Raw genomic sequence first — 21,259 nt, 5'->3', positions numbered from 1 at the left:
GGGCATCCGTTCCGCCATGACAGCAGAGGCGAATCGTAGTGCACGAGGCAGAGGTGTGGGACGTCTTCTGTTGCGGGGGATGGTACTCGCCACGGCATTCCTGGCACTGGTGGCGTTCTCCGTGGTGCTGGCGAAGGTGACGCTGACCCCGTCACCGGCGTCGGAGGACATCGTGACATCCAATCTGCGGCCGGGGAGGTCCCTGCGGCAGTACGCGGAGGACTACACCTTCCTCGCCGCCTGCAAGCAGGCGGGCGGCAACCTGCTGCTCGGCGTGCCGTTCGGCGTCCTGCTCCCGATCCTGGTGCCGCGCCGGCTGCGGATGCTCCGGATGACGGTGCTGACCGTCCTGGTGATCGCGGTCGTCGAACTCGTCCAGGGCGCCCTCGTCGCGGGACGGGCCTTCGACATCGACGACGTGATCCTCAATACGGCGGGTGCGCTGCTCGGGTACCTGCTGCTGGGCCGGCGCATCAGCCATCGGTACCACGCGCTCGCGGACGTACCGGCCGAGGATGAGCCCGCCCGCCGCAGGGCGGTCAAGGCCGGCCGCGCCGCAGAGGCCGGGCGCACGGACGCCGGGACCAGGCCCGCCGCGGGGAGCAGGTCCGGCGTGAAGGCCAGGCTGCCCCGAATCGGGTCCGGAGGGAAGACCGCGCCCCGCACCGGAGCGACGGCGGACTCCGGGGCACGCCGCAGCGCGTCCGCGCCGATCGCTCGCGGACGCGCTCTCCTCGACAAGTGGCGCGGACGCCGGCAGGGCCCGGGTGGGACAGCACCCGGGGCCCGCCGGCGAGGAGCCTAGAGCGCCGGGTAGGCGTTCTTCATGAGCTCCTGGAACTGCGCGGAGAACCACTGGCCGGAGACCGGGGCGTCGGGCAGCGCCCCGGACAGGTTGTTGCCGTTACGGGCGTTGCCCGTGTAGGTCGGGTCGCACATCCGGTCGAATCCCTTGCCCTCGTTGTTCGGGATCTCCTTGCTGGAGCCGTCCGACTCCCCCGGGGGCTTCATCCAGACGTACGCGTCGATCCCGGCCGCGGGGGCCGCCTTCGGTCGTTCGCCGAGGCCGGCTCCCGCCTGGTTGCACCAGTTCCCGAGGTGGATGCGGCGGTCGTAACGGCCGCCGTCCACGTAGGTGTCGACCGTGGTCTTGGCGCCGGGTCCGGTCGGACGGTTCGCACCGCCCCAGCCGTTGCGCGAGGTGTCGATCAGCATGCCGATGTCGGAGTTGAAGCCGACCGAGACCAGCTTGGTGCGGAAGGCCTGGGCGAACGACTGCTCGTCCGTGTAGCGGTTCCAGTCGACCCACTTCGACTGACGCACCGACGTCCCGTTGACGGAGTCGTCGATGGTGAAGTTGGTTTCCTTCGTGGCACCGTAGTTGGCCGTGTTGACGATGAAGCCGTGTACGTCGTTGACCGTCGCGCCCTCGGACGTGGCCGCGACCTTGAAGATGTCGGCGGAGGGGCCGAAGTTGTCGTCCCAGCCGATCCAGCCGTGGTGGCCGGCGTCGATGTAGTTGTAGACGTTGCCCGCGTCGCCGAGCTTGTTCAGCGCGTAGCCGACGCCCTTCTCGTAGTTGCCGTTGGCCTTCATGACGTCACAGGCCGGGGTCGCGGTCGGGCGGCTGCCGGTGTTGGTGACCAGGTTGGGCAGCGAGTCGATCTCGACGGTCGTGACGATGCGCAGGCCGGCGTACTTCGAATCGGCCAGGATCGCGGCGATCGGGTCGATGTACTCCGTCTTGTAGCGGCCGATCTCGGTGGGGCCGAGCTCGCCGTTGGAGGCGAGAGCCGAACAGTCGCGGCCGGGCAGGTTGTAGATGACGAGCTGAACGACGAGCTCGCCGGAGCCCTTCTGGGTCAGCGCCTCGTCGAGGTGGTCGCGCAGACCCATGCCGCCGTTGACGCCCTCGATGGCGGCGATGCGGTCGAGCCATACACCCGTCGGCTGGTTGGCGACGCGGCTGCCCCCCGGCTCGGCCGCGGCCTTCGCCGACCACTCCGGGTTGACGTAGACCTTGGCGCCCTCGTACGGGTTGTTGACCCGGCTGCCCGCGGGCGGGTCGGTGGGCGGGTCCGTGGGGTCGGTCGGGTCGGTCGGGCCCGTCGTCCCCCCGTTGCAGGTGACGCCGTTCAGCTTGAAGGTCGCCGGCACGGTGCTGTTGCCGTTGCCCGACGCGTTGAAGCCGAAGGACGCGGATGCGCCGGTGGCGAGAGCCCCGTTGTACGAGAGGCTCTTCGCGGTGACCGCCTTGCCGCTCTGCGTGACGGTCGCGTTCCAGCCCTGGCTGATCGTCTCGCTGCCGCCGAACGACCATTCCAGCTGCCAACTCGACACGGCGTCACCCGTGTTCGTGACGCTCACCGCGGCCGTGAGCCCGCCGTTCCACTGATTCTGGATCTTGTAGTCGACGGTGCAGCCGGCCGCCGCGGCAGCGGCGGAGACACCGAAGGGGGCTGCCGCGGCGGCGGATCCCGCGGCTGCGGCGACAAGTGCTCCCGCCGCTATGAGCGCCATTCTGGATCGGCGCATGGTGGTACGGCTCGTGCGGCTCATGCGAATTCCGTTTCCTCAGCTGTAGAGGGCGCGCAGGGGACTGCGCAGCCCGATTCCGTACGGGTGGGGATTCCGTCGTAGTCGCTGATCAAGGACGGGCCGTCGTTCCGGTCCCAGGTCGTGCGGGCCCGTCCGGTGGAGCGGTGTCTGCGGTCGTCGAACCACTGCATGACGCGGCTGGTCAAGCCGTGACGGCAGGTGCTCCCGCCGATCTCGCCTGCGGCGAGGGGGACTTCGGCGTCGACCGGTGCGAGCGTGGAGTTTCCAGCGGTCCTCGTTCGCACGGATGGGTCAGGTGCGGACGTGCCACGCGGCGGCGGGGGATGCTGGATGCCCGCGGCCTCGTGACCGATGCCCGGACAGGTGCGGCCGGTGTGCGCATCGGAGTAGTCGGCGCCGGTGTGAGTGCCCTGGATCCGGGAGGATCCGGACAGGGGAAGTGGTGCCGTGCTCCTCGCCCCGTCGGTACGGGTTCTTCACGGCGCTGGCGTCGTTCTCGTCCGCGTGCTGCGGATCCATGGTGGTCAGGCCCAGCCGGTACTCCTCGGTCAAGGGGATGAGAGCGGTTTCGGCGTTCCCGCCGGCGGGCGCCCGTTGAGGGGCGGCGCCGGCGAGCTCGGTGCCCAGGGCGGCGGGTGCGCGCCGCCCGAGGGCACGAGCGGAGGGATCCGCCGGAGCAGTGGTGCCGGTCGGATCCGTGGTCCGGAGTGTGCCGTGGTCCCTGGACGCACCTGGTGCGGAGTCCGATTCCGCACCGGAGGCCAGGAGGCCTGCCGCGTGCCCCGCGCCGTTCGCAGATGTCCTGTACGGCCTCGCGTCCGCCGGGAGGGCGGTTTTCCGGGCACCACCGCACAGCGTGCGTACGAAGGCGGATCCGGAAGCAGCGGCCTTGCGGGCGGCAGAGCCGCCGGCCGTGGCGAGCACCGCTCCGAGGAGCGGCGTGAACAGGTGCGATAAGTGCGGGGGGTGTCGCATGAGCGACTCCTTACAGATCGGGCGTGCCCCCTACGGCACGTCGACTGATGGAACCGCTCCCACTGGTGTGGCTTGACGTTAGAGCGTCAAGTGGTGTCGGTCAACACACCCGTTCTCATCTCTTGCTATCGAATTAATTCGACTCTTCAAGCGTCTTGACTCTCTTTTTCCTCCTCCCCATGCTGGGAGCGCTCCCACTGGTTCAAGGCTTGTGCTCAACCCCGCACGCCCCCCATGTCGCCGAGCCGCGAGGAGGTACCGCGCATGCCATCGGGACGCGCACGAAGAACGTGGTTACCGAGAAGACCGGGTAGAACCGGAGCCGGAAACCGACGGTTGTTGACAGCATTCGTGGCCGCACTCGCCCTCCCCCTGGGTATGACCGCCGCAGCCGGTACGCCGGCCCAGGCTGCCGCCGTCCAATGCAGCGTCGACTACAAGACCAATGACTGGGGTTCGGGCTTCAGCGCCGAACTCACCCTCACCAACAGGAGTACGGCCGCCCTCAACGGCTGGACCCTGACGTACGACTACGCGGGCAACCAGAAGCTCACCAACGGCTGGAACGGAACCTGGTCCCAGTCGGGCAAGACCGTCACGGTCAAGAACGCGGCCTGGAACGGTTCGGTGGCCGCAGGGGCCGCGGTCACGACGGGCGCGCAGTTCTCCTACAGCGGCACCAACACCGCACCGGCCACCTTCGCCGTCAACGGCACCGCGTGCACAGGGGCCCACCAGCCGCCCATCACCGTCCTCACCAGCCCGGCGGCGGGCGCCGTCTTCTCCGCCGGTGACCCCGTGCCGATGGCGGCCACCGCCGCTGCCGCGGACGGGGCGGGGATCAGCAAGGTCGAGTTCTACGACAACACCACGCTGCTCGGCACCGACACCACGTCCCCCTACACCTACAGCGCCTCGGGTCTCTCCGCGGGCGCCCACTCGGTGTACGCACGGGCGTACGACAGCCTGGGGGCCTCGGCCGAGTCGACCCCCGCGGGCATCACCGTCGTCGCGGGCCCCGCAGTCGTCACCACCCCGTCCCAACTGGGCGTCCAACAGGGCAAGTCGGGGACGTTCAACGTGTCGCTGTCCACGGCGCCGACCTCGTCGGTCACCGCCACGGTGGCGCGGACGGCGGGCAATGCCGGGCTGAGTGTCACCGGCGGCGCGAGCCTCACGTTCTCCCCGTCGAACTGGTCCACGCCCCAGAAGGTGACCGTGTCGGCCGACGCGTCGGGCACAGGAGCGGCCACCTTCACCGTCACGGCACCGGGTCACAGCAAGTCCGAGGTCACCGTCACCCAGCTGGCGGCGGCGAAGGACTACGACGCCCGTTTCCTCGACCTGTACGGGAAGATCACCGACCCGGCGAACGGCTACTTCTCCTCGGAGGGCATCCCCTACCACTCCGTCGAGACACTGATCGTCGAGGCACCCGACCAGGGCCACGAGACCACGTCGGAGGCGTACAGCTATCTGATCTGGCTCCAGGCGATGTACGGGAAGATCACCGGGGACTGGACGAAGTTCAACGGTGCGTGGGCCACCATGGAGAAGTACATGATCCCCACCCACGCCGACCAGCCCACGAACTCCTTCTACAACGCGTCGAAGCCCGCGACGTACGCGCCCGAGCACGACACCCCGAACGAGTACCCGGCGGTCCTCGACGGGTCGGCGTCCTCCGGCTCGGACCCGATCGCGGGCGAGCTGAAGAGCGCGTACGGCACCGATGACATCTACGGGATGCACTGGATCCAGGACGTCGACAACGTCTATGGATACGGCAACACGCCCGGCAAGTGCTCGGCCGGCCCCTCCGAGACCGGACCGTCGTACATCAACACCTTCCAGCGCGGGCCGCAGGAGTCGGTCTGGGAGACCGTCACCCACCCGACCTGCGACAACTTCACCTACGGTGGGGACAACGGCTACCTGGACCTGTTCACCGGGGACGCCTCCTACGCCAAGCAGTGGAAGTTCACCAACGCCCCGGACGCGGACGCCCGTGCCGTGCAGGCCGCGTACTGGGCCGACGTCTGGGCCAAGGAGCAGGGCAAGTCGAGCGAGGTCTCGGCCACCGTCGGCAAGGCCGCGAAGATGGGTGACTATCTCCGCTACTCCATGTTCGACAAGTACTTCAAGAAGGTCGGCAACTGCGTCGGCCCGACCACCTGCCCCGCCGGCAGCGGCAAGGACAGCGCGCACTACCTGATGTCCTGGTACTACGCCTGGGGCGGAGCCACCGACACCTCGGCTGGCTGGTCCTGGCGCATCGGTTCCAGCCACGCCCACGGCGGTTACCAGAACCCCATGGCGGCGTACGCGCTGAGCTCGGTCGCGGACCTGAAGCCGAAGTCGGCCACCGGTCAGCAGGACTGGGCGAAGAGCCTGGACCGGCAGATGGACTTCTACCAGTGGCTCCAGTCCGACGAGGGAGCCATCGCGGGAGGAGCGACCAACAGCTGGAAGGGCAGCTACGCCCAGCCGCCGGCCGGGACGCCGACCTTCTACGGGATGTACTACGACGAGAAGCCCGTCTACCACGACCCGCCGTCCAACCAGTGGTTCGGTTTCCAGGCGTGGTCGATGGAGCGCGTCGCCGAGTACTACCACGAGTCGGGTGACGCCCAGGCCAAGGCCGTACTCGACAAGTGGGTCGACTGGGCCCTGTCCGAGACGACCATCAACCCGGACGGCACCTATCTCATGCCGTCCACCCTCAAGTGGTCCGGGGCTCCCGACACCTGGAACGCGTCGAGTCCCGGTGCCAACGCCGGTCTCCACGTGACGGTCGCCGACTACACCAACGACGTCGGGGTGGCCGGCGCCTATGCCAGGACGCTGACCTACTACGCGGCCAAGTCCGGTGACACGGAGGCGAAGACCGTCGCCCAGGGTCTGCTCGACGGCATGTGGAGCCACTACCAGGACGACGCCGGTGTGGCGGTGCCGGAGACGCGCGCCGACTACAACCGGTTCGACGACCCGGTCTACGTCCCCAATGGCTGGACGGGCGCGATGCCCAACGGAGACACCGTCGACAACGACTCGACGTTCCTCTCCATCCGGTCGTTCTACAAGGACGACCCGAACTGGCCGAAGGTGCAGGCCTACCTGGACGGCGGAGCCGCCCCGGTCTTCACCTACCACCGGTTCTGGGCACAGGCGGACATCGCGCTGGCGCTGGGCGCGTACGCGGATCTCCTGGAGTGAGTGATCCCGACTGAGTGACCGCTCCACCTGGGGTTCCGGCCGCCGGCCGTCAGCCGGCGGCCGGAACCCCGCTCGCCCGCGTGGACGCCCGGCATCGAAGCGTACGGATGGGCAAAAGGCGTCGCGCCGGCCGGTGTCCGGCAGGCATGATCACACGATGACATGGACAGCTCCCGAAGCCACCCGCGCCCTCGGCCCTCTCGCCGCAGGTGAGCGCGAGACCCTGACCGCGTTCCTGGCCTTCTACCGCAGCACGCTCCTGCAGAAGTGCTCGGGCCTGACCGGCGAGCAACTGGCGCAGGAGACGGTCGAACCGTCCAATCTTACCCTGCTCGGCCTGATACGGCACATGGCGAAGGTCGAACGCACCTGGTTCCGCGAGCGGTTCGCGGGCCATGTGATGCCTTCGATGTACGACCCGGACAAGGGAAAGGACGCCGACTTCGAGGACCTGGTCCCGGAGCGCGCCGCCGACGACTACGCGAGGCTGGTCGAGGAGATCCGGCTCGCGGACGAGGTGGTCGCGGACGCCTCGCTCGACGACACCTTCACGCACCAGGACAAGGTCTTCTCCCTGCGGCTGGTGCACGTCCACATGATCGCCGAGTACGCGCGGCACATCGGCCACGCGGACCTGCTCAGGGAACGGCTGGACGGAGCGACGGGGGCCTGAGGGCTGTCCCACAGGGCGAACGTGCCCGTACAGGATCTGGCGTAGTCCGGGAACACGGCGGACTGAAATCGCCCGGCGGGGTCACACGGAAGGTATGACGTCCACTGACGTAAGGACAGACAGAACAGGCGACCCCGGCCACGGCGGCGCACCGCGCCGCCGCTCCCGGACCCGAGGGTGCCTGCCGTTCGCGGGCGTGTGCGCCGCGGCGCTCGTCCTGCTGCTCCTCGGCAGCAAGCTCAGTCTGCTGCCGGGATTCGGTGACCTCTTCGGTGAGAGGACCACCGACCGCTCCGGCCCCGCCGTTCTCAAGTCCATCCAGGACATGAGCGCGTACGAGGCGGCCTCCGGCAACTTCCAGGTCGTCGTCGACCTTGAGAAGGACGCCAAGTTCCTGCCCGACGCCATCCGGGGCACCCGCACCCTGTACGTCGGCGCGGGAACGGTCGGTGCCTCCGTGGACCTCGGCAAGGTGGGGGCGAACGGGGTGCGGGTCAACGAGGACCGCACCACGGCCGAACTGCGGCTGCCGCACGCGGTGCTGGGCAAGCCCGCCCTGGACCCCGACCGTTCCTACGCGGTGTCCAAGCAGCGTGGACTCCTGGACCGGCTCGGCGACTTCTTCTCGGACAACCCCGGCAGCGAGCAGGCCGTCAACAAGCTGGCGGCCAAGCACATCGGTGAGGCGGCCGAGGAGAGCGGGCTCACGAAGCGGGCGGAGAAGAACACCACCTCCATGCTCCAGGGCCTGCTCGGCTCGCTCGGATTCGAGAAGGTCACCGTCACGTACGCCGATTCGCCCACCGCCTGACCCCGGCCGCAGGAACCCCTCCTCCGGGAAGCGAGTGCCGGGACCACAGCCCTCTCACCCGCCCGCCGGCGGGGGAGGGGGCGCCCGTGGGACGGACGCGAGCGCAGCGGGAACGAGGCGGCCGGGCGAGGTCTCGGTGCGCGTGCACCTCGTCCTCGGCTGACCGGCTGAAGGCCGGGACCGGTTTGCCGTAACAGCAAGTTCGCTTGTCCGGGCGTCGGTGGCGTCGAAGGATGAGGGCAGGTACAGACCCCGGCGATCCGAGGAGACACCATGCCGCAGCCTGCCCTCGCCAGCGAGCCCTCGACGACCGTTCCCGGGGCGGTGCACCGCACGGTGGACGTCCCCGGTGGCCGGATCCATCTGCTCGAACAGGGCACGGGACCCCTCGTCCTGCTGATCCACGGTTTCCCCGAGACCTCCTACTCCTGGCGCCACCAGCTTCCCGCCCTCGCCGCCGCGGGCTATCGCGCCGTGGCCGTCGACGTACGCGGCTACGGGCGTTCCTTCGTCCCCGGCCCCGTGGAGGCGTACCGCATGACGGCCCTGGTGGGTGACAGCGTCGGCGTCGTGCACGCGCTGGGTGAGGAGACCGCGGCGGTCGTCGGCCACGACTGGGGTTCGTCCATCGCCGCCAACTGCGCGCTGCTGCGGCCGGACATGTTCACGGCGGTGGGCCTGCTCAGCGTCCCCTACGCCCCCTGGAACCCGATGCGTCCCACCGACGCCTTCGCCCGCATCGGCGGGAGCGAGGAGTTCTACGTCAGCTACTTCCAGCGGCCGGGGCGCGCCGAGGCGGAGATCGACCCCGATGTCCGCGGGTGGCTCGCCGGTTTCTACACCTCCCTCTCCGGGGGCACGACGCCTCCGCCCGGCACGGACAGTCCCTTCTTCGTGCCCGAGGGCGCTCAGATGCGTGACCGCTTCACCCGGGGCGCCCTCCCCGGCTGGCTCACCGAGGCGGATCTGGACGTCTACGGCGCCGAGTTCGAGCGGACAGGCCTGACCGGAGCGCTCAACCGGTACCGCAACGTGGACCGCGACTGGGAGGATCTCGCGGCGTGGGACGGAGCGCGCCTCACCAGCCCCGCGCTCTTCATCGGCGGTGCGCTCGACTCCTCGACCACGTGGATGGCCGACGTGATCGCCGCTCACTCCACGACGCTTCCGGGTCTCGTCTCCTCGCACATCCTGGAGGGCTGCGGCCACTGGATCCAGCAGGAACGAGCGGCCGAGGTCAACGACCTGCTGACGAAGTGGCTGCACACCGCGCGCCCGTGACGGCCGCGTGTCGGAGTCGGAGGCCTGCCGGGGGACCGGCCATGGTGGTCGTATGAACAGTGCTGGCATTCTCGCCGATGCGTTCGAACGCATCCATGAAGTGGTGCACGCCGCAGTCGAGGACCTCGCCCCGGAGGACCTCGACGCCAGGCTCGACGACGACGCCAACTCGATCGCCTGGCTCGTCTGGCACCTCACCCGGATCCAGGACGACCACGTCGCCGACGCGGCGGGGACCGAACAGATCTGGTTCGCGCAGGACTGGGCCTCCCGCTTCGAGCTCCCCCTGGAGAAGAGCTCGACCGGCTACGGGCACAGCAGCGCGGACGTGGGGTCCGTGCGGGCTTCGGCCGGCCTCCTCCTCGGCTACTTCGACGCCGTGCACGCGCGGACCCTCGACTTCGTACGGGGCCTCGACGGCCGGGCGCTCGAACGCGTCGTCGACGAGTCCTGGTCGCCGCCGGTCACCCTCGGAGTGCGCCTCGTGAGCGTCATCGCCGACGACCTGCAGCACGCAGGTCAGGCCGCTTTCGTGCGCGGGGTGCTGGAGCGCCGCTAAGCGGCGGCCCCGGTGCGCGCGTAGTGCCCGGGGGTGGTGCCGACCACCCGCTTGAAGTGCCGGGAGAAGTGCGACTGGTCGTAGAAGCCGGCCGAGGCCGCCACCTGAGGTGCGCCCATCCCCCCGAGCAGCAGGCGCCGGGCCAGATCGACACGACGCGCCGTCAGGTACTGGTGCGGGGCCATGCCGAACTCCTGGCTGAAGGCCCGTACCAGATGGGTGTGATGGGAGTGCAGGCGCTCCGCCGCCGCGCGGAGTGTCAGCCCTTCCACGACGCGTTCGTCGAGCAGGTCCCTGAGCTGGTGGGCGAGCCTGCCGCGGGGGGCCGGCGGGGCGGCGACCTCGTCGCCCAGGTGATGGGCGAGGCGTTCGGAGACGAACGCGAGACGGCTCTGCGCCTCCAGCTCGTCGCCGGGCCGCTCCAGCGCCCGGTGCAACTGGTCGACGCGGTGCCGCAGCCGCGGATCGTGCAGCACCGGACTGTCCACCGCGCGCCCCACGAGGTCCGCGTCGATCTGCGAGGCGTTCAGGTACAGGACACGCTTGCGGAAGCCCTCGGGCGTGGCCGCGTCGCCGTTGTGCGGTACATGGGGCGGCAGCAGCGTCACCACCGAGCTCGGTGCCCCGTGCTCATGACGGTCCAGGTCGTAACGGACCACGCCCTCGTCGACGATGAGCAGCGTCCACGCGTCGTGCGTGTGCATCGGGTACGCGTGGTCCGCGAAGTGGGCGTGGAAGACCTCGTCGATTCCCTCGACCCGCGGACGCCACGCGGTGATGTCCGGCCGTGCACCCATGGCCCGAAGCGTACAAGAGCGTCATCCCGCACCGGCGTGCAAAGTTCGTACAAGACTCCCGGCGGCCGGTCCCGGCAGGCTTTCGCCATGACCGACGACAACGCACCCGTACGTTTCGACACCAAGATCGCCGTACTGCTCCGCGACGACCTGGAGACCTGGCAGCGCCTCAACGTCACGGCCTTCCTCACGAGCGGGCTCGGCACCCGGATGCCAGAGGTGATCGGCGAACCGTACGCCGATGCCGACGGCACCCCCTACCTGCCCATGCTGCGCCAGCCCGTGCTCGTCTTCGTCGGGTCCAAGGAGCTGCTGACCACGGCGCACACCCGGGCGGTCGGCCGGGGGGCGACCACAGCCGTGTTCACCTCCGACCTGTTCATGACGGGCCACGACAAGGCCAACAGGGCGGCCGTCCGGGCCGTGCCGCGTGACGCGCTGGATCTGGTGGGTCTTGCCGTGTACGGGCCGCGCAACGCCGTGGACAAGATCATCAAGGGGGCCTCCATGCACCCCTGACCGGTGGCCCGGCGTCACCGGCCGGATACTGCCGGGCACACCCGTGCGGGTGATGGGCAGCGGTGCCATACTCAATGACAAGTCCGCTAGACAGGCTTGTCATTGTCTCCGAAAGGCGACGGGTCATGAACTGGGCATCGTGGACTACCCTCGGTGTCTTCGCGGGAACCGGCGGAGTGCGCACCGAAGAGGTAGGAGTCGTGAGCGGCGATCTGACCGTTCACACGACATGGACCGAAGGCCAGGCGGAAGTCGCCGTGCAGTACAGCGGCGCTTCGGACTGGTTCACACTGGCCGGCAGTCCTGTGCCGTGCCCTTCCGAGGAAGAGAGCCGGGCCTTCCACCAGAGAGTCGTCGAGGCCGTACGCGCCGGCGGCGGAGCCACGGTTCCGGTTCCGCACACGGTGGAGTGACCTCGGCCCACGGCGGCCGGGCGCGTCAGCCCTCCGCGAAGCGCACCACGTACCGCCGCTGCCACGGGGTCTCCACGGCCCTCGGGTGATAGTGCCGGCGGACGAAGGCGACCGCTTCGTCCGCCGGAACACCGTCCAGCACGGCCAGGCAGGCCAGAGACGTGCCGGTCCGTCCTCTGCCGCCCCAGCACGCGACCTCCAGCCGCTGGTGCGGTGCGCGGTTCCAGACCTCCGTCAGCACGGCCCGGGCCGCGGGGCGGTCGGACGGCAGACGGAAGTCCGGCCAGCGCAGCCACCTGGACTCCCAGGGCACGGGAGGCGGGGGGCCGCCCAGGAGATGGACCGCGAAGGAGGGCGCGGGACCTTCGGGAAGCGGGTTGCGCAGGCCGCGCCCCCGGACCAGACGTCCCGAAGGCAGCCGTAGCACCCCCGCCCCCGCCGGATCCCAGGTGTCCATGCTCCGCTCACGCCTTCCCGTCGTGGTCCTCGGCCAGCAGGACAGCCAGCTCGTCGACCGCCTCGGGCGCGCCTTCACCGACAGCGGACAGCACGAGCAGATCGCCGTGCTGCGCGGCCAGGGAGAGGACCGACAGCATACTCCGGGCGTCGACCGGGTCACGGCCTTCGCGCGCCACGGTCACCGGGACCGGCAGGCGCGTGGCCGCCCGCACGAAGAGAGAGGCGGGCCGGGCGTGCAGGCCGCTCCGGGAACCGACGGTGACGGTTCGCTGGTACATGGCTGACTCCTTGTGTGAGGTGGGAACTCGCGCCGCGCTCAGGGACGTACGGGAGGCGACGCCGGGGGAGGGGGACGTCACGCCGCCGCCGTGACCTTGCTTTCGCCGGTCGCGGGAAGCGGGGTGTCCTGATCGCGCCGCACGCCCTTGAGGGTGACGACCAGAGCGGCGGACACCACGGTTCCGGCGGCGACGGCCAGCAGGTACAGCAACGGCTCGCCGATGAGCGGGACGACGAACACGCCTCCGTGCGGGGCACGTAGCGAGCACCCGAAGGCCATGGACAGGGCTCCGGTCACCGCGCCGCCCGCCATCACGGACGGGATCACCCGCAGTGGGTCGGCCGCGGCGAACGGGATCGCGCCCTCGGTGATGAAGGACGCGCCCAGGACCCAGGCGGCCCTGCCGTTCTCGCGCTCGGTCCGGGTGAACAGCCTGGCGCGTACGGTCGTGGCGAGAGCCATCGCCAGCGGAGGCACCATGCCCGCTGCCATCACCGCGGCCATGACCTTCAGGCTGCCCGGGGTCGGGTCGGCCAGACCGCCGACGGCGAAGGCGTACGCCACCTTGTTCAGCGGGCCGCCCATGTCGAAGCACATCATCAGGCCGAGTACGACGCCGAGGATGACCGCGTTGGAACCCGACAGCCCGTTCAGCCAGTCGGTCAGGGCGTTCTGGAGCGAGGCGATCGGTTTGCCGACGACGATGAACATCAGGAAGCCGACCGCCGCCGAGGCCAGCAACGGGATCACCAGGACCGGCATGATGCCGCGCAGGGTCGGATGGACCTCGACCCGCTGGATCGCCTTCACCACCGCGCCCGCGAGCAGACCGGCGACCAGGCCGCCGAGGAAGCCCGCGTCGATCGTGAGGGCGATGGCTCCGCCGACGAACCCGGGCACGAGAGCCGGCCGGTCGGCCATGCCGTACGCGATGTACCCCGCGAGCACCGGAACCAGGAATCCGAAGGCGGCGCTGCCGATCTGGTTGAGCAGCGCGGCCCAGCTGTCGGCCTCGCCCCAGACGAAGTGCTCGGCCACCGACTTCGCGCTCGCGATCTCGTAGCCGCCGATGGCGAACGACAGGGCTATGAGGAGCCCTCCCGCCGCGACGAACGGCACCATGTAGCTGACACCCGACATCAGGTACGTCCGCAGCCGGACGCCGAAGTGCCCGGAAGCCGCGCCGGTGCCACCCGATCCGGTGCCCGCGCCGTCGTCCGCGATCCGGGTGATCTCGCCCTGCTCGGCCTTGCGACGGGCCTCCGCGATGAGCTCGGCCGGCCGGTTGATCCCGGCCTTGACCCCGGTGTCGACGATCGGTTTGCCCCCGAACCGCGCCTTCTCGCGCACCTCCACGTCATGCGCCCAGATGACCGCGTCCGCCGCGGCGACGACCGCCGGATCCAGCCGCGCGAAGCCTGCGGATCCCTGCGTCTCGACGCTCAGCTCGACGCCTGCGGCACGTGCCGCGGCCTCCAGCGACTCCGCCGCCATGTAGGTGTGCGCGATCCCGGTCGGACAGGACGTGACGGTGACGATCCGGAAGGGCCGCACGGTCTCCGGCTCGGTGACGTCCGGCTCCGGCTCCTCTGCCTCCTGGGTGCCGGGCCCGGGCGCGCCCGCCGGCGCCTGATCGCCGCGGATCAGGGCCGCGGCGGTCGCCGAATCGTTCTCCGCCCGCAACGCCCCGGTGAAGCCGGGGTCCATGAGGCGCCGGGCGAGGCTCGACAGGATGGTGAGGTGATCGTCGTCCGCGCCCGCCGGGGCGGCGATCAGGAAGATCAGGTCCGCAGGACCGTCAGGAGCACCGAAGTCGATGCCCTGGGGACTGCGGCCGAACGCGAGTGTCGGAGCGGTGACGTGCTCGCTCCGGCAGTGCGGGATGCCGATGCCTCCGTCGAGCCCCGTCGGCATCTGGGCCTCACGTGCCGCCACGTCGGCGAGGAAGCCGTCGAGGTCCGTCACGCGGCCGGCCGCCACCATCCGGCCGGCGAGCGAACGCGCGGCCTCACTCTTCGTCTCGGCGGACAGATCGAGATCGACCAGGTCCGCGGTGATCAGCTCACTCATCGCGGGGCTCCTTGCTCGTGGACCGTCCCGAGGACGGTGCGGGGGGTGGGGGACTCGTCCGACCTGCCGTGTGCGCGGCGTGTCATGCGGCCTGCTCCGTCAGAGCCAGGTCCACGGGGATGTCCGCCGTGGTGACCACGGCGGACGGATCGAGGTCGGCGGGCGCGGGCATGAGGCTCCCCGGCAGCTGTACGGCGGCGGCGCCGTGCGCCACCGCGGCGGCGAGAGCTGCCCGGCCCGTGCCGCCGGCCGACAGGAAGCCCGCGAGCGAGGCGTCTCCCGCCCCGACGTCGCTGCGGACGGCGTCCACGCGAGCGCTGGCGAAATACGCTCCGGAACGCTCCACCAGCAACTGCCCGGCGGCGCCCAGACTGGCGAGGACCGAGCGCGCCCCGAGATCGCACAACTCCTGTGCGGCCTTGAGCGCGTCACCGACCGACGCGAGCGGACGGCCGACGGCCTCGGCGAGCTCCTGCGTGTTCGGCTTGATCACATCGGGCTGTTCCGGCAGCGCGGCGAGCAGCGCCGCACCCGAGGTGTCCAGGGCGATCCGGACCCCCGCACGATGACTGCGGGCGACCAGTTCGGCGTACCAGCGCGGCGGCAGCCCGCGCGGCAGGCTGCCGCAGCAGGCGATCCAGTCCGCCCCCGCCGAGCGGGACCGGACGGTGTCCAGCAGGGCTTCCGCCTCGGCGGAGGTGACCTCGGGTCCCGCGGCGTTGACCTTGGTGAGCGTGCCGTCGGGCTCGACGAGCGTGATGTTGATCCGGGTGCTTCCCGCGATCGGGACGCCTGCCGCCTCGATGCCGTGCTCCCCGAGGAGCCGGGCGAGCAGTGCGCCCTCCGGCCCGCCGAGCGGCGCGACGGCCACGGTGCGGTGCCCGGCGGCGGCGACCGCGCGGGAGACGTTGACGCCCTTGCCCCCGGGATCGACCCGGTCGCCGGTGGCCCGGAGGACGGCGCCGCGGGTGAGTCCCGGCAGCTCGTACGTCCGGTCCAGGCTCGGATTGGGGGTGATGGTGAGGATCATGCGCGTACCACTTCCGTGCCCTGGCTCTCTACGGCCCGGGCGTCCTCGGGGCTCAGTCCCGTATCGGTGATGAGCAGGTCGACTTGGGACAGGTCGCCGAATCGCGCGAAGTGCTCCTGGCCGTACTTGCCCGAGTCGGCGAGGAGCACCACCCGGCGGGCCGCCGCGACGACGGCGCGTTTCACCGCGGCCTCGGCCAGGTCCGGGGTGGTCAGGCCCCCCTCGGGCGAGAAGCCGTTGGTGGCCAGGAAGACGACGTCCGCGTTGATCTCGGCGTACGCGCTCAGGGCCCAGGCGTCGACGGCCGCCCGGGTGCGGTGCCTGACCCTGCCGCCGACCAGGTGCAGGGCGATGCCCGGGTGGTCGGACAGGCGGGCTGCGACGGGCAGGGCATGGGTGACCACGGTGAGGCGCGAGTCGATCGGGACGGCGGCGGCCAGCCGTGCGGTCGTGGTGCCCGCGTCGATGATGACGTTGCCCTCGGCCGGGAGCTCACCCAGGGCCGCGGCGGCGATGCGGTCCTTCTCGTCGGCGGCCACGGTGTCCCGCTCGGCGATATCCGGCTCGAATCCCAGGCGCCCGGCCGGAATGGCTCCGCCGTGGACCCGGCGCAGCAGCCCCGCCCGGTCGAGCGTCTTGAGGTCGCGCCGCACGGTCTCCGCGGTCACCTGGAACTGTTCGGCCAGCGACAGCACGTCGACCCGGCCGCTCTCGCCGGCGATACGGAGGATCTCCTGCTGCCGCTCCGGTGCGTACATGTGGTTACGTTTCCGTTTCATGCCCGAGTCTGTGGTTTCACCGGCAGACTACGGATGTGTTCTCGGAAAGTAAACACATTCGGACGAGATGTGGGCGTGAACGGGCTCTCAGGGTCGGGCGACAGGCCGGTCCGGTGGTCAGTGCGGGCGCTGAGTGGCTGCGGGACCGCTCAGCGGCCGGGCGCGCAAGGGGGCGCCCAGTACCTGGTGGCCACCGCTGGCCTGCATGCGGACCTCGCCGCGCTCACTGATCTCGGCGCGCACGATTCCGGTCTCGTCCTCGTACACCGGGTAACCGCCGGCGCCGGAGCGAGCCGTCAGGTGGACGACGACGACGTCGTCCTCGGCGCCTCCCGCCTGGAACATGAGCTCGTAGCTTTCCGGATAATCCATGGCTGACCTCCCGACCGGCCGGGCGGGCGCGGCAGCGTCGGCCGCCCGTCACGTCCCATTGTTTCCCACTCGACCGGGTGGCGCTCCGCGAGTCCGTCCGTGTGACTGTCCGTGATTGAGGATGCGGAACGGGTGAGGTGGGGCGACCATCATCTGCAAGGGATCGGACGCGTGCTGACAGCTTCGCACGGCCGCCCGTGACGCCAGGCGGGACCGCCGGCGCGATCGGACATCGTCGGCGCGGGGCCCACGGGCTCCCGGCCGCCCTGTGGAGAGGAACTGCCGTGCTGATGGCCAATCCCGCGACGCTGCGCAATCTCGTCAAGCGCTACGAGGCACTGCGAAGTGCCCATGCACGGCTGGGCACTTCCGAGAGCAGCCGCCGGCTCGACGACGTCTCCTACACGCTCTGCGTCACCACCGGGACCAGGACCGTGCCCGACGCCCTGGCCGCCGCGGCGGCGCAGCTGCGGGCGGTACCGTCCGCGGGGTCGCTGGGTCAGCCGACCCCGCCGGCCGAGGTGCAGCTGACCGCCTGACTCCATACCACGCCCACGTGAATGACGCCGGTTCTGCCGAACCGGCGTCATTCGTCCGTCTTCGCGCCCGCGCGTGACCGTGCCGGGGGGCCGGCGGTGCGACGACACGCCGAATGGGCGGACGGCGCCGTCGATCGGGTGACACCCGCCGGTCGGACAACATGACTGTTCGCCCGGGCGGCTAGGCATGCAAGCATGAGATTTGAGCCCCGCCGAAACAAGACCGTTTCCCCGCGTGCCCGCCGGCTCCGTGTTGCCGGCGGCGCCCTCTGTGCCGCTGCCCTTGCCGCCACTCTCGTGACCGGTTGCGGTCAGGACAGCGGTGACAAGACAGCCGCGGCGACCTCCGAGGCCGCGAAGGTCCTTCCGAACCAGACGACCAGCCCTTCCGGCAGCCCCACAGCGACGGCGCAGCTGACCGAGGAGCAGACCAAGCGCAAGGAACTGCTCTCGAGCGTCAAGGTCACTTTCGACAAGGCCGCCACGACCGCGGTCGGCGAGGTGTCCGGTGGCAAGCTGACCGACCTCGACCTCGAGGGCCTCGACGATGATGACGCGAGCGGCAGCCCCAGCCCGACCGGCAGCCCGACGGGAAGTCCGACCGGCAGCCCGAGCCCCGAGGCGAGCCCCAGCCCGAGTCCCACGGGAAGCGCCGCCGGTCCCAAGTGGATCGCGGAGGTCGCCGAGAAGGACGGCACCGCCCACAACGTCACCATCGACGCGGTGTCCGGTGAGGTCGTCGACTTCGCGCCGGACGCCGATCAGACCGATGCGGACAAGCAGGAGCTGGCGGCCCAGATCGCCAAGGCGACGCAGACGCCCCAGCAGGCCGCCAAGGTCGCCACGGACCGGCAGGAGGGCTGGGTGACGTCGATGTCCCTCGAGGAGAACGACAGCCAGGTCCTGGTCTGGAAGGTGGATGTGGTCTCCAAGGGCTACAACAAGACCACCTTCGACGTGGACGCGGTGAAGGGCACGATCACGGACGAGCAGACGGACGAGAGCTGATCACGGTACCGACGGACTCATCGGTGGCGGACCGCATCGCGGTGCGCCACCGATGTGCGTCCGGGTGCGGTCAGGGGGCCGGACGGGCTCGGCCGTCCACCAGATGCCGGACGAACCGGAGTCCGGGCTTGCCCATCAGGGTCAGGGTCCCCGTCTCCGTGAAGCCCGTACGGGCGAGCACGGCCCGGGAGCCCGCGTTGTCCGCCGTCGTCCTCGCCCTGAGCTCCGTCAGCCCGTAGTCTGCGACGGCCAACGCGCACATGTCACGCACCGCCGAGGTGGCGAGGCCCCGGCCCGCGGCACGCTCGGCGATGCGGTACCCGAGCTCGGCGGACCCGCCCTCGACATCTATGAGGTTGACCCGTCCCAGCACGGCCCCGTCGCCGTCCGTCAGGACGTGAAAGTGGCACACGCCGGCCGCCTGTTCGGCGAGCAGCTCGGCGTGCCGTGCGGCGAAGCCGGAGAAGTAACCGTCGCCCCGGTCCGGCACGGAAGCGGCGAAGTACGCGCGGTTCTCGCGTTCGAAGGCGAGGACGGCGGGAGCGTGATCGGGACGAAGGCGCTCAAGGGCAGTCATCCGGCGACGATATCGGCCGGACGTGCCGGGTTGCGGGTGGGGGAGCAGCTCTCGCCGGTGCAGGACCGGTCCGCGCCCGGCCGCCTCACCGTCCCCCTGCCGGACTGTGCTCGTATGTAAGTACGAACGGTGACTTCGGCGCAGTCCGCACGTTGTACAGGGCGTGCCTCCTTCCTCCCCGGGCCCGTGCCCCGTCCAGGCCTCACCGGCGCCGAAGCCGTTCGCCTTTCTGCTGACGCCCCGGCAGGGGGTGGCCGCCCGTGAGCTCCTGGCGTACGTGGCCTCGCTGCCGCTGACGGGTGCGGATGCGCGGCTTCTCGCGGTGGTCGTCTCCATCCGGGCGGCGCGGGGTGGAGTAGGCAATCTCACCGGTCAGGACCTGCGCTCCCTGCGCCTGGCTGATCCGGAGGGTGCGCTCACCGCTGTCGCCGCCCTGGGGTGGCGAGGTCAGGAGGCGCTCTTCGGGGACGACCTCGTCACCCCCGTGGGGATCACCGTCCCGGAACTCGCCGGGGGCCGACTGCCCTTCGGCAAGGCGATGCGGTCCCGGGTCTCGGGATGGACGAGCAGGAGCCTGTCCGCCAAGCCTGTCAGGAAGACCTCCACAGCCGCACGGCTGGCGGCCCTCTTCCTTGCCGCGCACGGCCCGGCCGACGACTACGGCACCCTGCCCGCTGAACTGCCGCCCGAGTCCCGCGCGGCTCTGCCGGAGTTGCTGGCCAAGGGGTTCCTGCGGGAACAGGACGGGGACCGTTACCTGCTGGGCGACGCCGTACGGCATCTGTCGGGTATGCGCCCCCTGGAGGAGGCCCCGCCCCGGGTGGCCGGCACGGCCGTGGAGGAACCGCCGAGCTGGGACGAATGGAAGGCCGGTGTGAGCGTCGCCCTGCGACGCCACGTGGAGGCGGTCGAGAACTGCCCCGAGTGCGCGCCGACCACCGCCAGGGTGTCGGAGGCCTTCATGCGTACGCCCGTGCCCGCCCAGTTCGAGGAGAAGGTGCGGCAGGCGTACGGCGTCTGGGAAGCGAAGTTCCCGGAACAGGGGCCTCCCGCGGCCCGGTTCGCCGCGGCCTTCCGGGCCTCGCACGGCCACGGTCCGTCCGTCAAGCAGTTCTGCCAGGGCATGGGCTGGGGCAAGATGTCGCGGGACCTGCGGATCTTCGTCATCCGGCGGCTGATCGCCGACGGGTGGCTCACGAACACCGAACCGGTGCCCTGGACCCTGCGGCCGGGCCGGAACGCGCAGGCCGGCGGCACCGGCGCCGCAGTTTCCGTCGGAGCGACCGGAGGCCGCTCCACGTCGTAGGGCGCGCCTCCTCCGTCCTGTCGTGATCCGGTGGCGAGGTACCGGTGTTCGCGCTTCTTGCTGTGGGCATGTCATGCGTAGCCGCGTGACCCCACCACGCGCCGACCGGGAGGACCACAGTGAGAAGCAGAGCCCCGATCCGCAGGACGTCGCTCGCCGTGGCCGGCGCCGTCGCGCTGGTCGTCGCACCCGCGGGCAGCGCGTTCGCCGCCCCGCCAGGCGCGCTGCCGGCGAACGCGGACGGGCTGGAGCAGACCTTCCAGCCCGCGTACGACTACGACACCGACGGCTGTTACCCGACGCCCGCCATCGGTTCGGACGGCACGATAGCCACCGGTCTCAACACGACCGGTGCGGTGAACGGCAGTTGCCACGACATCCAGGACCTGGACAACACCAACGGTTACGCGCGCTCCAAGTGCAACAACGGCTGGTGCGCGGTCATGTACGGGCTCTACTTCGAGAAGGACCAGGCGGTGGCGGGCAGCGGCCTCGGCGGCCACCGCCACGACTGGGAGCACGTCGTGGTGTGGATCCAGAACAACGAAGCCCGGTACGTGTCCACCTCCGCGCACGGTGACTTCGACACCTACGGCGCCGATGCCATCCGGTGGGAAGGAACCCATCCCAAGATCGTCTATCACAAGGACGGCCTGAGCACCCATTGCTTCCGCCCCGCCAACTCCAACGACGAACCGCCGGAGAACCATTACCACAACTGGCGTTACCCCAGCCTCGTCGGGTGGAACGGCTACCCGGCGGGCCTGCGCGACAAGCTGAGCCAGGCCGACTTCGGCAGCGCGGTCTTCGGTCTCAAGGACGGTAACTTCGCCGGCCACCTGGAGAAGGCCGAACCCGCCGGAATCCCCTTCGACTCCTACGCCTGACCCGGGAGCCGGGGCGGGCCGCCCGCCCCCCCCCCCCCCCCCCCCCCCCCCCGGGCCCCCCCCCCCCCCCCCCCCCGCGGGCCGCCCGGGTAAACCCCCCCGTTGCCGCCCGGGGCACGCACGACAAAAAACAATTTCAAGGTGGCCCC

21 protein-coding genes are annotated in these 21,259 nt (G+C 70.5%); 12 read left to right on the top strand and 9 right to left on the bottom strand.

Features of this window, described 5'->3' with window-relative positions; genetic code table 11:
- The first annotated feature begins 16 nt into the window (after positions 1-16).
- On the top strand, positions 17-805 hold the full coding sequence (locus ACFY8O_RS17275; protein ID WP_387903070.1) for a VanZ family protein: 789 nt from the start codon (positions 17-19) through the stop codon (positions 803-805).
- Here the strand turns inward: ACFY8O_RS17275 and ACFY8O_RS17270 are convergent.
- The gene (locus ACFY8O_RS17270; RefSeq protein WP_387903714.1) at positions 802-2,535 is read right to left on the bottom strand and encodes a glycoside hydrolase family 6 protein; all 1,734 of its coding nucleotides are present in this window, start codon (positions 2,533-2,535) and stop codon (positions 802-804) included. The two genes, ACFY8O_RS17275 and ACFY8O_RS17270, sit on opposite strands and share 4 nt — an antisense overlap.
- Positions 2,536-3,798: 1,263 nt before the next feature.
- On the opposite strand from ACFY8O_RS17270, the gene ACFY8O_RS17265 reads away from it, so the two are divergent.
- The 5 genes from ACFY8O_RS17265 to ACFY8O_RS17245 all read left to right on the top strand — a co-directional run bounded on the left by ACFY8O_RS17265 (position 3,799) and on the right by ACFY8O_RS17245 (position 10,074).
- Positions 3,799-6,750, top strand: a complete 2,952-nt coding sequence (locus tag ACFY8O_RS17265; protein ID WP_145807411.1) for a glycoside hydrolase family 48 protein — start codon at positions 3,799-3,801, stop codon at positions 6,748-6,750.
- 157 nt (positions 6,751-6,907) lie between these two features.
- A complete protein-coding gene (locus ACFY8O_RS17260; RefSeq protein ID WP_387903068.1) occupies positions 6,908-7,423 on the top strand; it encodes a DinB family protein in 516 nt (171 codons plus the stop codon).
- A gap of 94 nt (positions 7,424-7,517) precedes the next feature.
- Positions 7,518-8,234 (top strand): DUF4230 domain-containing protein, encoded by a 717-nt coding sequence (locus ACFY8O_RS17255; RefSeq protein ID WP_387903065.1) that lies wholly within the window; start codon positions 7,518-7,520, stop codon positions 8,232-8,234.
- Positions 8,235-8,507: 273 nt separating this feature from the next.
- Positions 8,508-9,515, top strand: a complete 1,008-nt coding sequence (locus tag ACFY8O_RS17250) for an alpha/beta fold hydrolase (RefSeq protein WP_387903062.1) — start codon at positions 8,508-8,510, stop codon at positions 9,513-9,515.
- A gap of 52 nt (positions 9,516-9,567) precedes the next feature.
- Positions 9,568-10,074, top strand: a complete 507-nt coding sequence (locus ACFY8O_RS17245; RefSeq protein WP_387903060.1) for a mycothiol transferase — start codon at positions 9,568-9,570, stop codon at positions 10,072-10,074.
- Here the strand turns inward: ACFY8O_RS17245 and ACFY8O_RS17240 are convergent.
- Entirely contained in the window at positions 10,071-10,871 is an 801-nt protein-coding gene (locus tag ACFY8O_RS17240; protein WP_387903057.1) for a helix-turn-helix transcriptional regulator, read from the bottom strand. The two genes, ACFY8O_RS17245 and ACFY8O_RS17240, sit on opposite strands and share 4 nt — an antisense overlap.
- 87 nt (positions 10,872-10,958) lie before the next feature.
- On the opposite strand from ACFY8O_RS17240, the gene ACFY8O_RS17235 reads away from it, so the two are divergent.
- Together ACFY8O_RS17235 and ACFY8O_RS17230 are read left to right on the top strand one after the other, a co-directional pair.
- On the top strand, positions 10,959-11,390 hold the full coding sequence (locus ACFY8O_RS17235) for a DUF2000 family protein (protein ID WP_387903054.1): 432 nt from the start codon (positions 10,959-10,961) through the stop codon (positions 11,388-11,390).
- Between the two features lie 125 nt (positions 11,391-11,515).
- Positions 11,516-11,803, top strand: coding sequence for a hypothetical protein (locus tag ACFY8O_RS17230; protein WP_145807397.1), 288 nt, complete (start codon positions 11,516-11,518; stop codon positions 11,801-11,803).
- Between the two features lie 25 nt (positions 11,804-11,828).
- Here ACFY8O_RS17230 and ACFY8O_RS17225 read toward each other — a convergent pair whose 3' ends face one another.
- The 6 genes from ACFY8O_RS17225 to ACFY8O_RS17200 form a co-directional block, all read right to left on the bottom strand.
- On the bottom strand, positions 11,829-12,260 hold the full coding sequence (locus ACFY8O_RS17225; protein ID WP_387903051.1) for a protein-tyrosine phosphatase family protein: 432 nt from the start codon (positions 12,258-12,260) through the stop codon (positions 11,829-11,831).
- 7 nt (positions 12,261-12,267) lie between these two features.
- The gene (locus tag ACFY8O_RS17220) at positions 12,268-12,540 is read right to left on the bottom strand and encodes an HPr family phosphocarrier protein (protein WP_145807393.1); all 273 of its coding nucleotides are present in this window, start codon (positions 12,538-12,540) and stop codon (positions 12,268-12,270) included.
- A 77-nt stretch (positions 12,541-12,617) separates the two neighbouring features.
- Positions 12,618-14,612, bottom strand: a complete 1,995-nt coding sequence (locus tag ACFY8O_RS17215) for a PTS fructose transporter subunit IIABC (RefSeq protein ID WP_387903047.1) — start codon at positions 14,610-14,612, stop codon at positions 12,618-12,620.
- A gap of 82 nt (positions 14,613-14,694) precedes the next feature.
- A complete protein-coding gene (gene pfkB, locus ACFY8O_RS17210; RefSeq protein WP_387903044.1) occupies positions 14,695-15,642 on the bottom strand; it encodes a 1-phosphofructokinase in 948 nt (315 codons plus the stop codon).
- Entirely contained in the window at positions 15,639-16,400 is a 762-nt protein-coding gene (locus tag ACFY8O_RS17205; protein ID WP_387903711.1) for a DeoR/GlpR family DNA-binding transcription regulator, read from the bottom strand. Before ACFY8O_RS17205 ends, pfkB begins: the two co-directional genes overlap by 4 nt.
- 138 nt (positions 16,401-16,538) lie before the next feature.
- Complete coding sequence (locus ACFY8O_RS17200) at positions 16,539-16,793, bottom strand: DUF6296 family protein (protein ID WP_145807386.1); 255 nt, start codon at positions 16,791-16,793, stop codon at positions 16,539-16,541.
- A gap of 284 nt (positions 16,794-17,077) precedes the next feature.
- Here ACFY8O_RS17200 and ACFY8O_RS17195 point away from each other — a divergent pair, with 284 nt between their 5' ends.
- Positions 17,078-17,332, top strand: a complete 255-nt coding sequence (locus ACFY8O_RS17195) for a DUF5133 domain-containing protein (RefSeq protein WP_387903041.1) — start codon at positions 17,078-17,080, stop codon at positions 17,330-17,332.
- Positions 17,333-17,527: 195 nt separating this feature from the next.
- On the top strand, positions 17,528-18,340 hold the full coding sequence (locus tag ACFY8O_RS17190) for a PepSY domain-containing protein (RefSeq protein ID WP_387903039.1): 813 nt from the start codon (positions 17,528-17,530) through the stop codon (positions 18,338-18,340).
- A 70-nt stretch (positions 18,341-18,410) separates the two neighbouring features.
- Here the strand turns inward: ACFY8O_RS17190 and ACFY8O_RS17185 are convergent, their stop codons facing one another.
- Positions 18,411-18,917 carry a GNAT family N-acetyltransferase gene (locus tag ACFY8O_RS17185; protein ID WP_387903036.1) on the bottom strand — a complete coding sequence of 169 codons (507 nt, stop codon included), beginning with the start codon at positions 18,915-18,917 and terminating at the stop codon, positions 18,411-18,413.
- 163 nt (positions 18,918-19,080) lie between these two features.
- Between ACFY8O_RS17185 and ACFY8O_RS17180 the strand changes: the two genes are divergently transcribed.
- Positions 19,081-20,223 carry a hypothetical protein gene (locus ACFY8O_RS17180; RefSeq protein WP_387903033.1) on the top strand — a complete coding sequence of 381 codons (1,143 nt, stop codon included), beginning with the start codon at positions 19,081-19,083 and terminating at the stop codon, positions 20,221-20,223.
- Positions 20,224-20,342: 119 nt separating this feature from the next.
- Positions 20,343-21,110 (top strand): NPP1 family protein, encoded by a 768-nt coding sequence (locus ACFY8O_RS17175; RefSeq protein ID WP_387903030.1) that lies wholly within the window; start codon positions 20,343-20,345, stop codon positions 21,108-21,110.
- Positions 21,111-21,259: the final 149 nt, after the last annotated feature.

This window comes from Streptomyces argenteolus, from assembly GCF_042902585.1.
Lineage (GTDB): Bacteria > Actinomycetota > Actinomycetes > Streptomycetales > Streptomycetaceae > Streptomyces > Streptomyces argenteolus.
This window is presented reverse-complemented; position numbering and strand designations above follow the sequence as displayed.

Bases quoted from the DNA above. Each gene is read 5' to 3' on its own strand.
- ACFY8O_RS17275 (WP_387903070.1), top strand. From the start codon at position 17: ATGACAGCAGAGGCGAATCGTAGTGCACGAGGCAGAGGTGTGGGACGT.
- ACFY8O_RS17270 (WP_387903714.1), bottom strand. From the start codon at position 2,535: ATGCGCCGATCCAGAATGGCGCTCATAGCGGCGGGAGCACTTGTCGCC.
- ACFY8O_RS17265 (WP_145807411.1), top strand. From the start codon at position 3,799: ATGCCATCGGGACGCGCACGAAGAACGTGGTTACCGAGAAGACCGGGT.
- ACFY8O_RS17260 (WP_387903068.1), top strand. From the start codon at position 6,908: ATGACATGGACAGCTCCCGAAGCCACCCGCGCCCTCGGCCCTCTCGCC.
- ACFY8O_RS17255 (WP_387903065.1), top strand. From the start codon at position 7,518: ATGACGTCCACTGACGTAAGGACAGACAGAACAGGCGACCCCGGCCAC.
- ACFY8O_RS17250 (WP_387903062.1), top strand. From the start codon at position 8,508: ATGCCGCAGCCTGCCCTCGCCAGCGAGCCCTCGACGACCGTTCCCGGG.
- ACFY8O_RS17245 (WP_387903060.1), top strand. From the start codon at position 9,568: ATGAACAGTGCTGGCATTCTCGCCGATGCGTTCGAACGCATCCATGAA.
- ACFY8O_RS17240 (WP_387903057.1), bottom strand. From the start codon at position 10,871: ATGGGTGCACGGCCGGACATCACCGCGTGGCGTCCGCGGGTCGAGGGA.
- ACFY8O_RS17235 (WP_387903054.1), top strand. From the start codon at position 10,959: ATGACCGACGACAACGCACCCGTACGTTTCGACACCAAGATCGCCGTA.
- ACFY8O_RS17230 (WP_145807397.1), top strand. From the start codon at position 11,516: ATGAACTGGGCATCGTGGACTACCCTCGGTGTCTTCGCGGGAACCGGC.
- ACFY8O_RS17225 (WP_387903051.1), bottom strand. From the start codon at position 12,260: ATGGACACCTGGGATCCGGCGGGGGCGGGGGTGCTACGGCTGCCTTCG.
- ACFY8O_RS17220 (WP_145807393.1), bottom strand. From the start codon at position 12,540: ATGTACCAGCGAACCGTCACCGTCGGTTCCCGGAGCGGCCTGCACGCC.
- ACFY8O_RS17215 (WP_387903047.1), bottom strand. From the start codon at position 14,612: ATGAGTGAGCTGATCACCGCGGACCTGGTCGATCTCGATCTGTCCGCC.
- pfkB (WP_387903044.1), bottom strand. From the start codon at position 15,642: ATGATCCTCACCATCACCCCCAATCCGAGCCTGGACCGGACGTACGAG.
- ACFY8O_RS17205 (WP_387903711.1), bottom strand. From the start codon at position 16,400: ATGTACGCACCGGAGCGGCAGCAGGAGATCCTCCGTATCGCCGGCGAG.
- ACFY8O_RS17200 (WP_145807386.1), bottom strand. From the start codon at position 16,793: ATGGATTATCCGGAAAGCTACGAGCTCATGTTCCAGGCGGGAGGCGCC.
- ACFY8O_RS17190 (WP_387903039.1), top strand. From the start codon at position 17,528: ATGAGATTTGAGCCCCGCCGAAACAAGACCGTTTCCCCGCGTGCCCGC.
- ACFY8O_RS17185 (WP_387903036.1), bottom strand. From the start codon at position 18,917: ATGACTGCCCTTGAGCGCCTTCGTCCCGATCACGCTCCCGCCGTCCTC.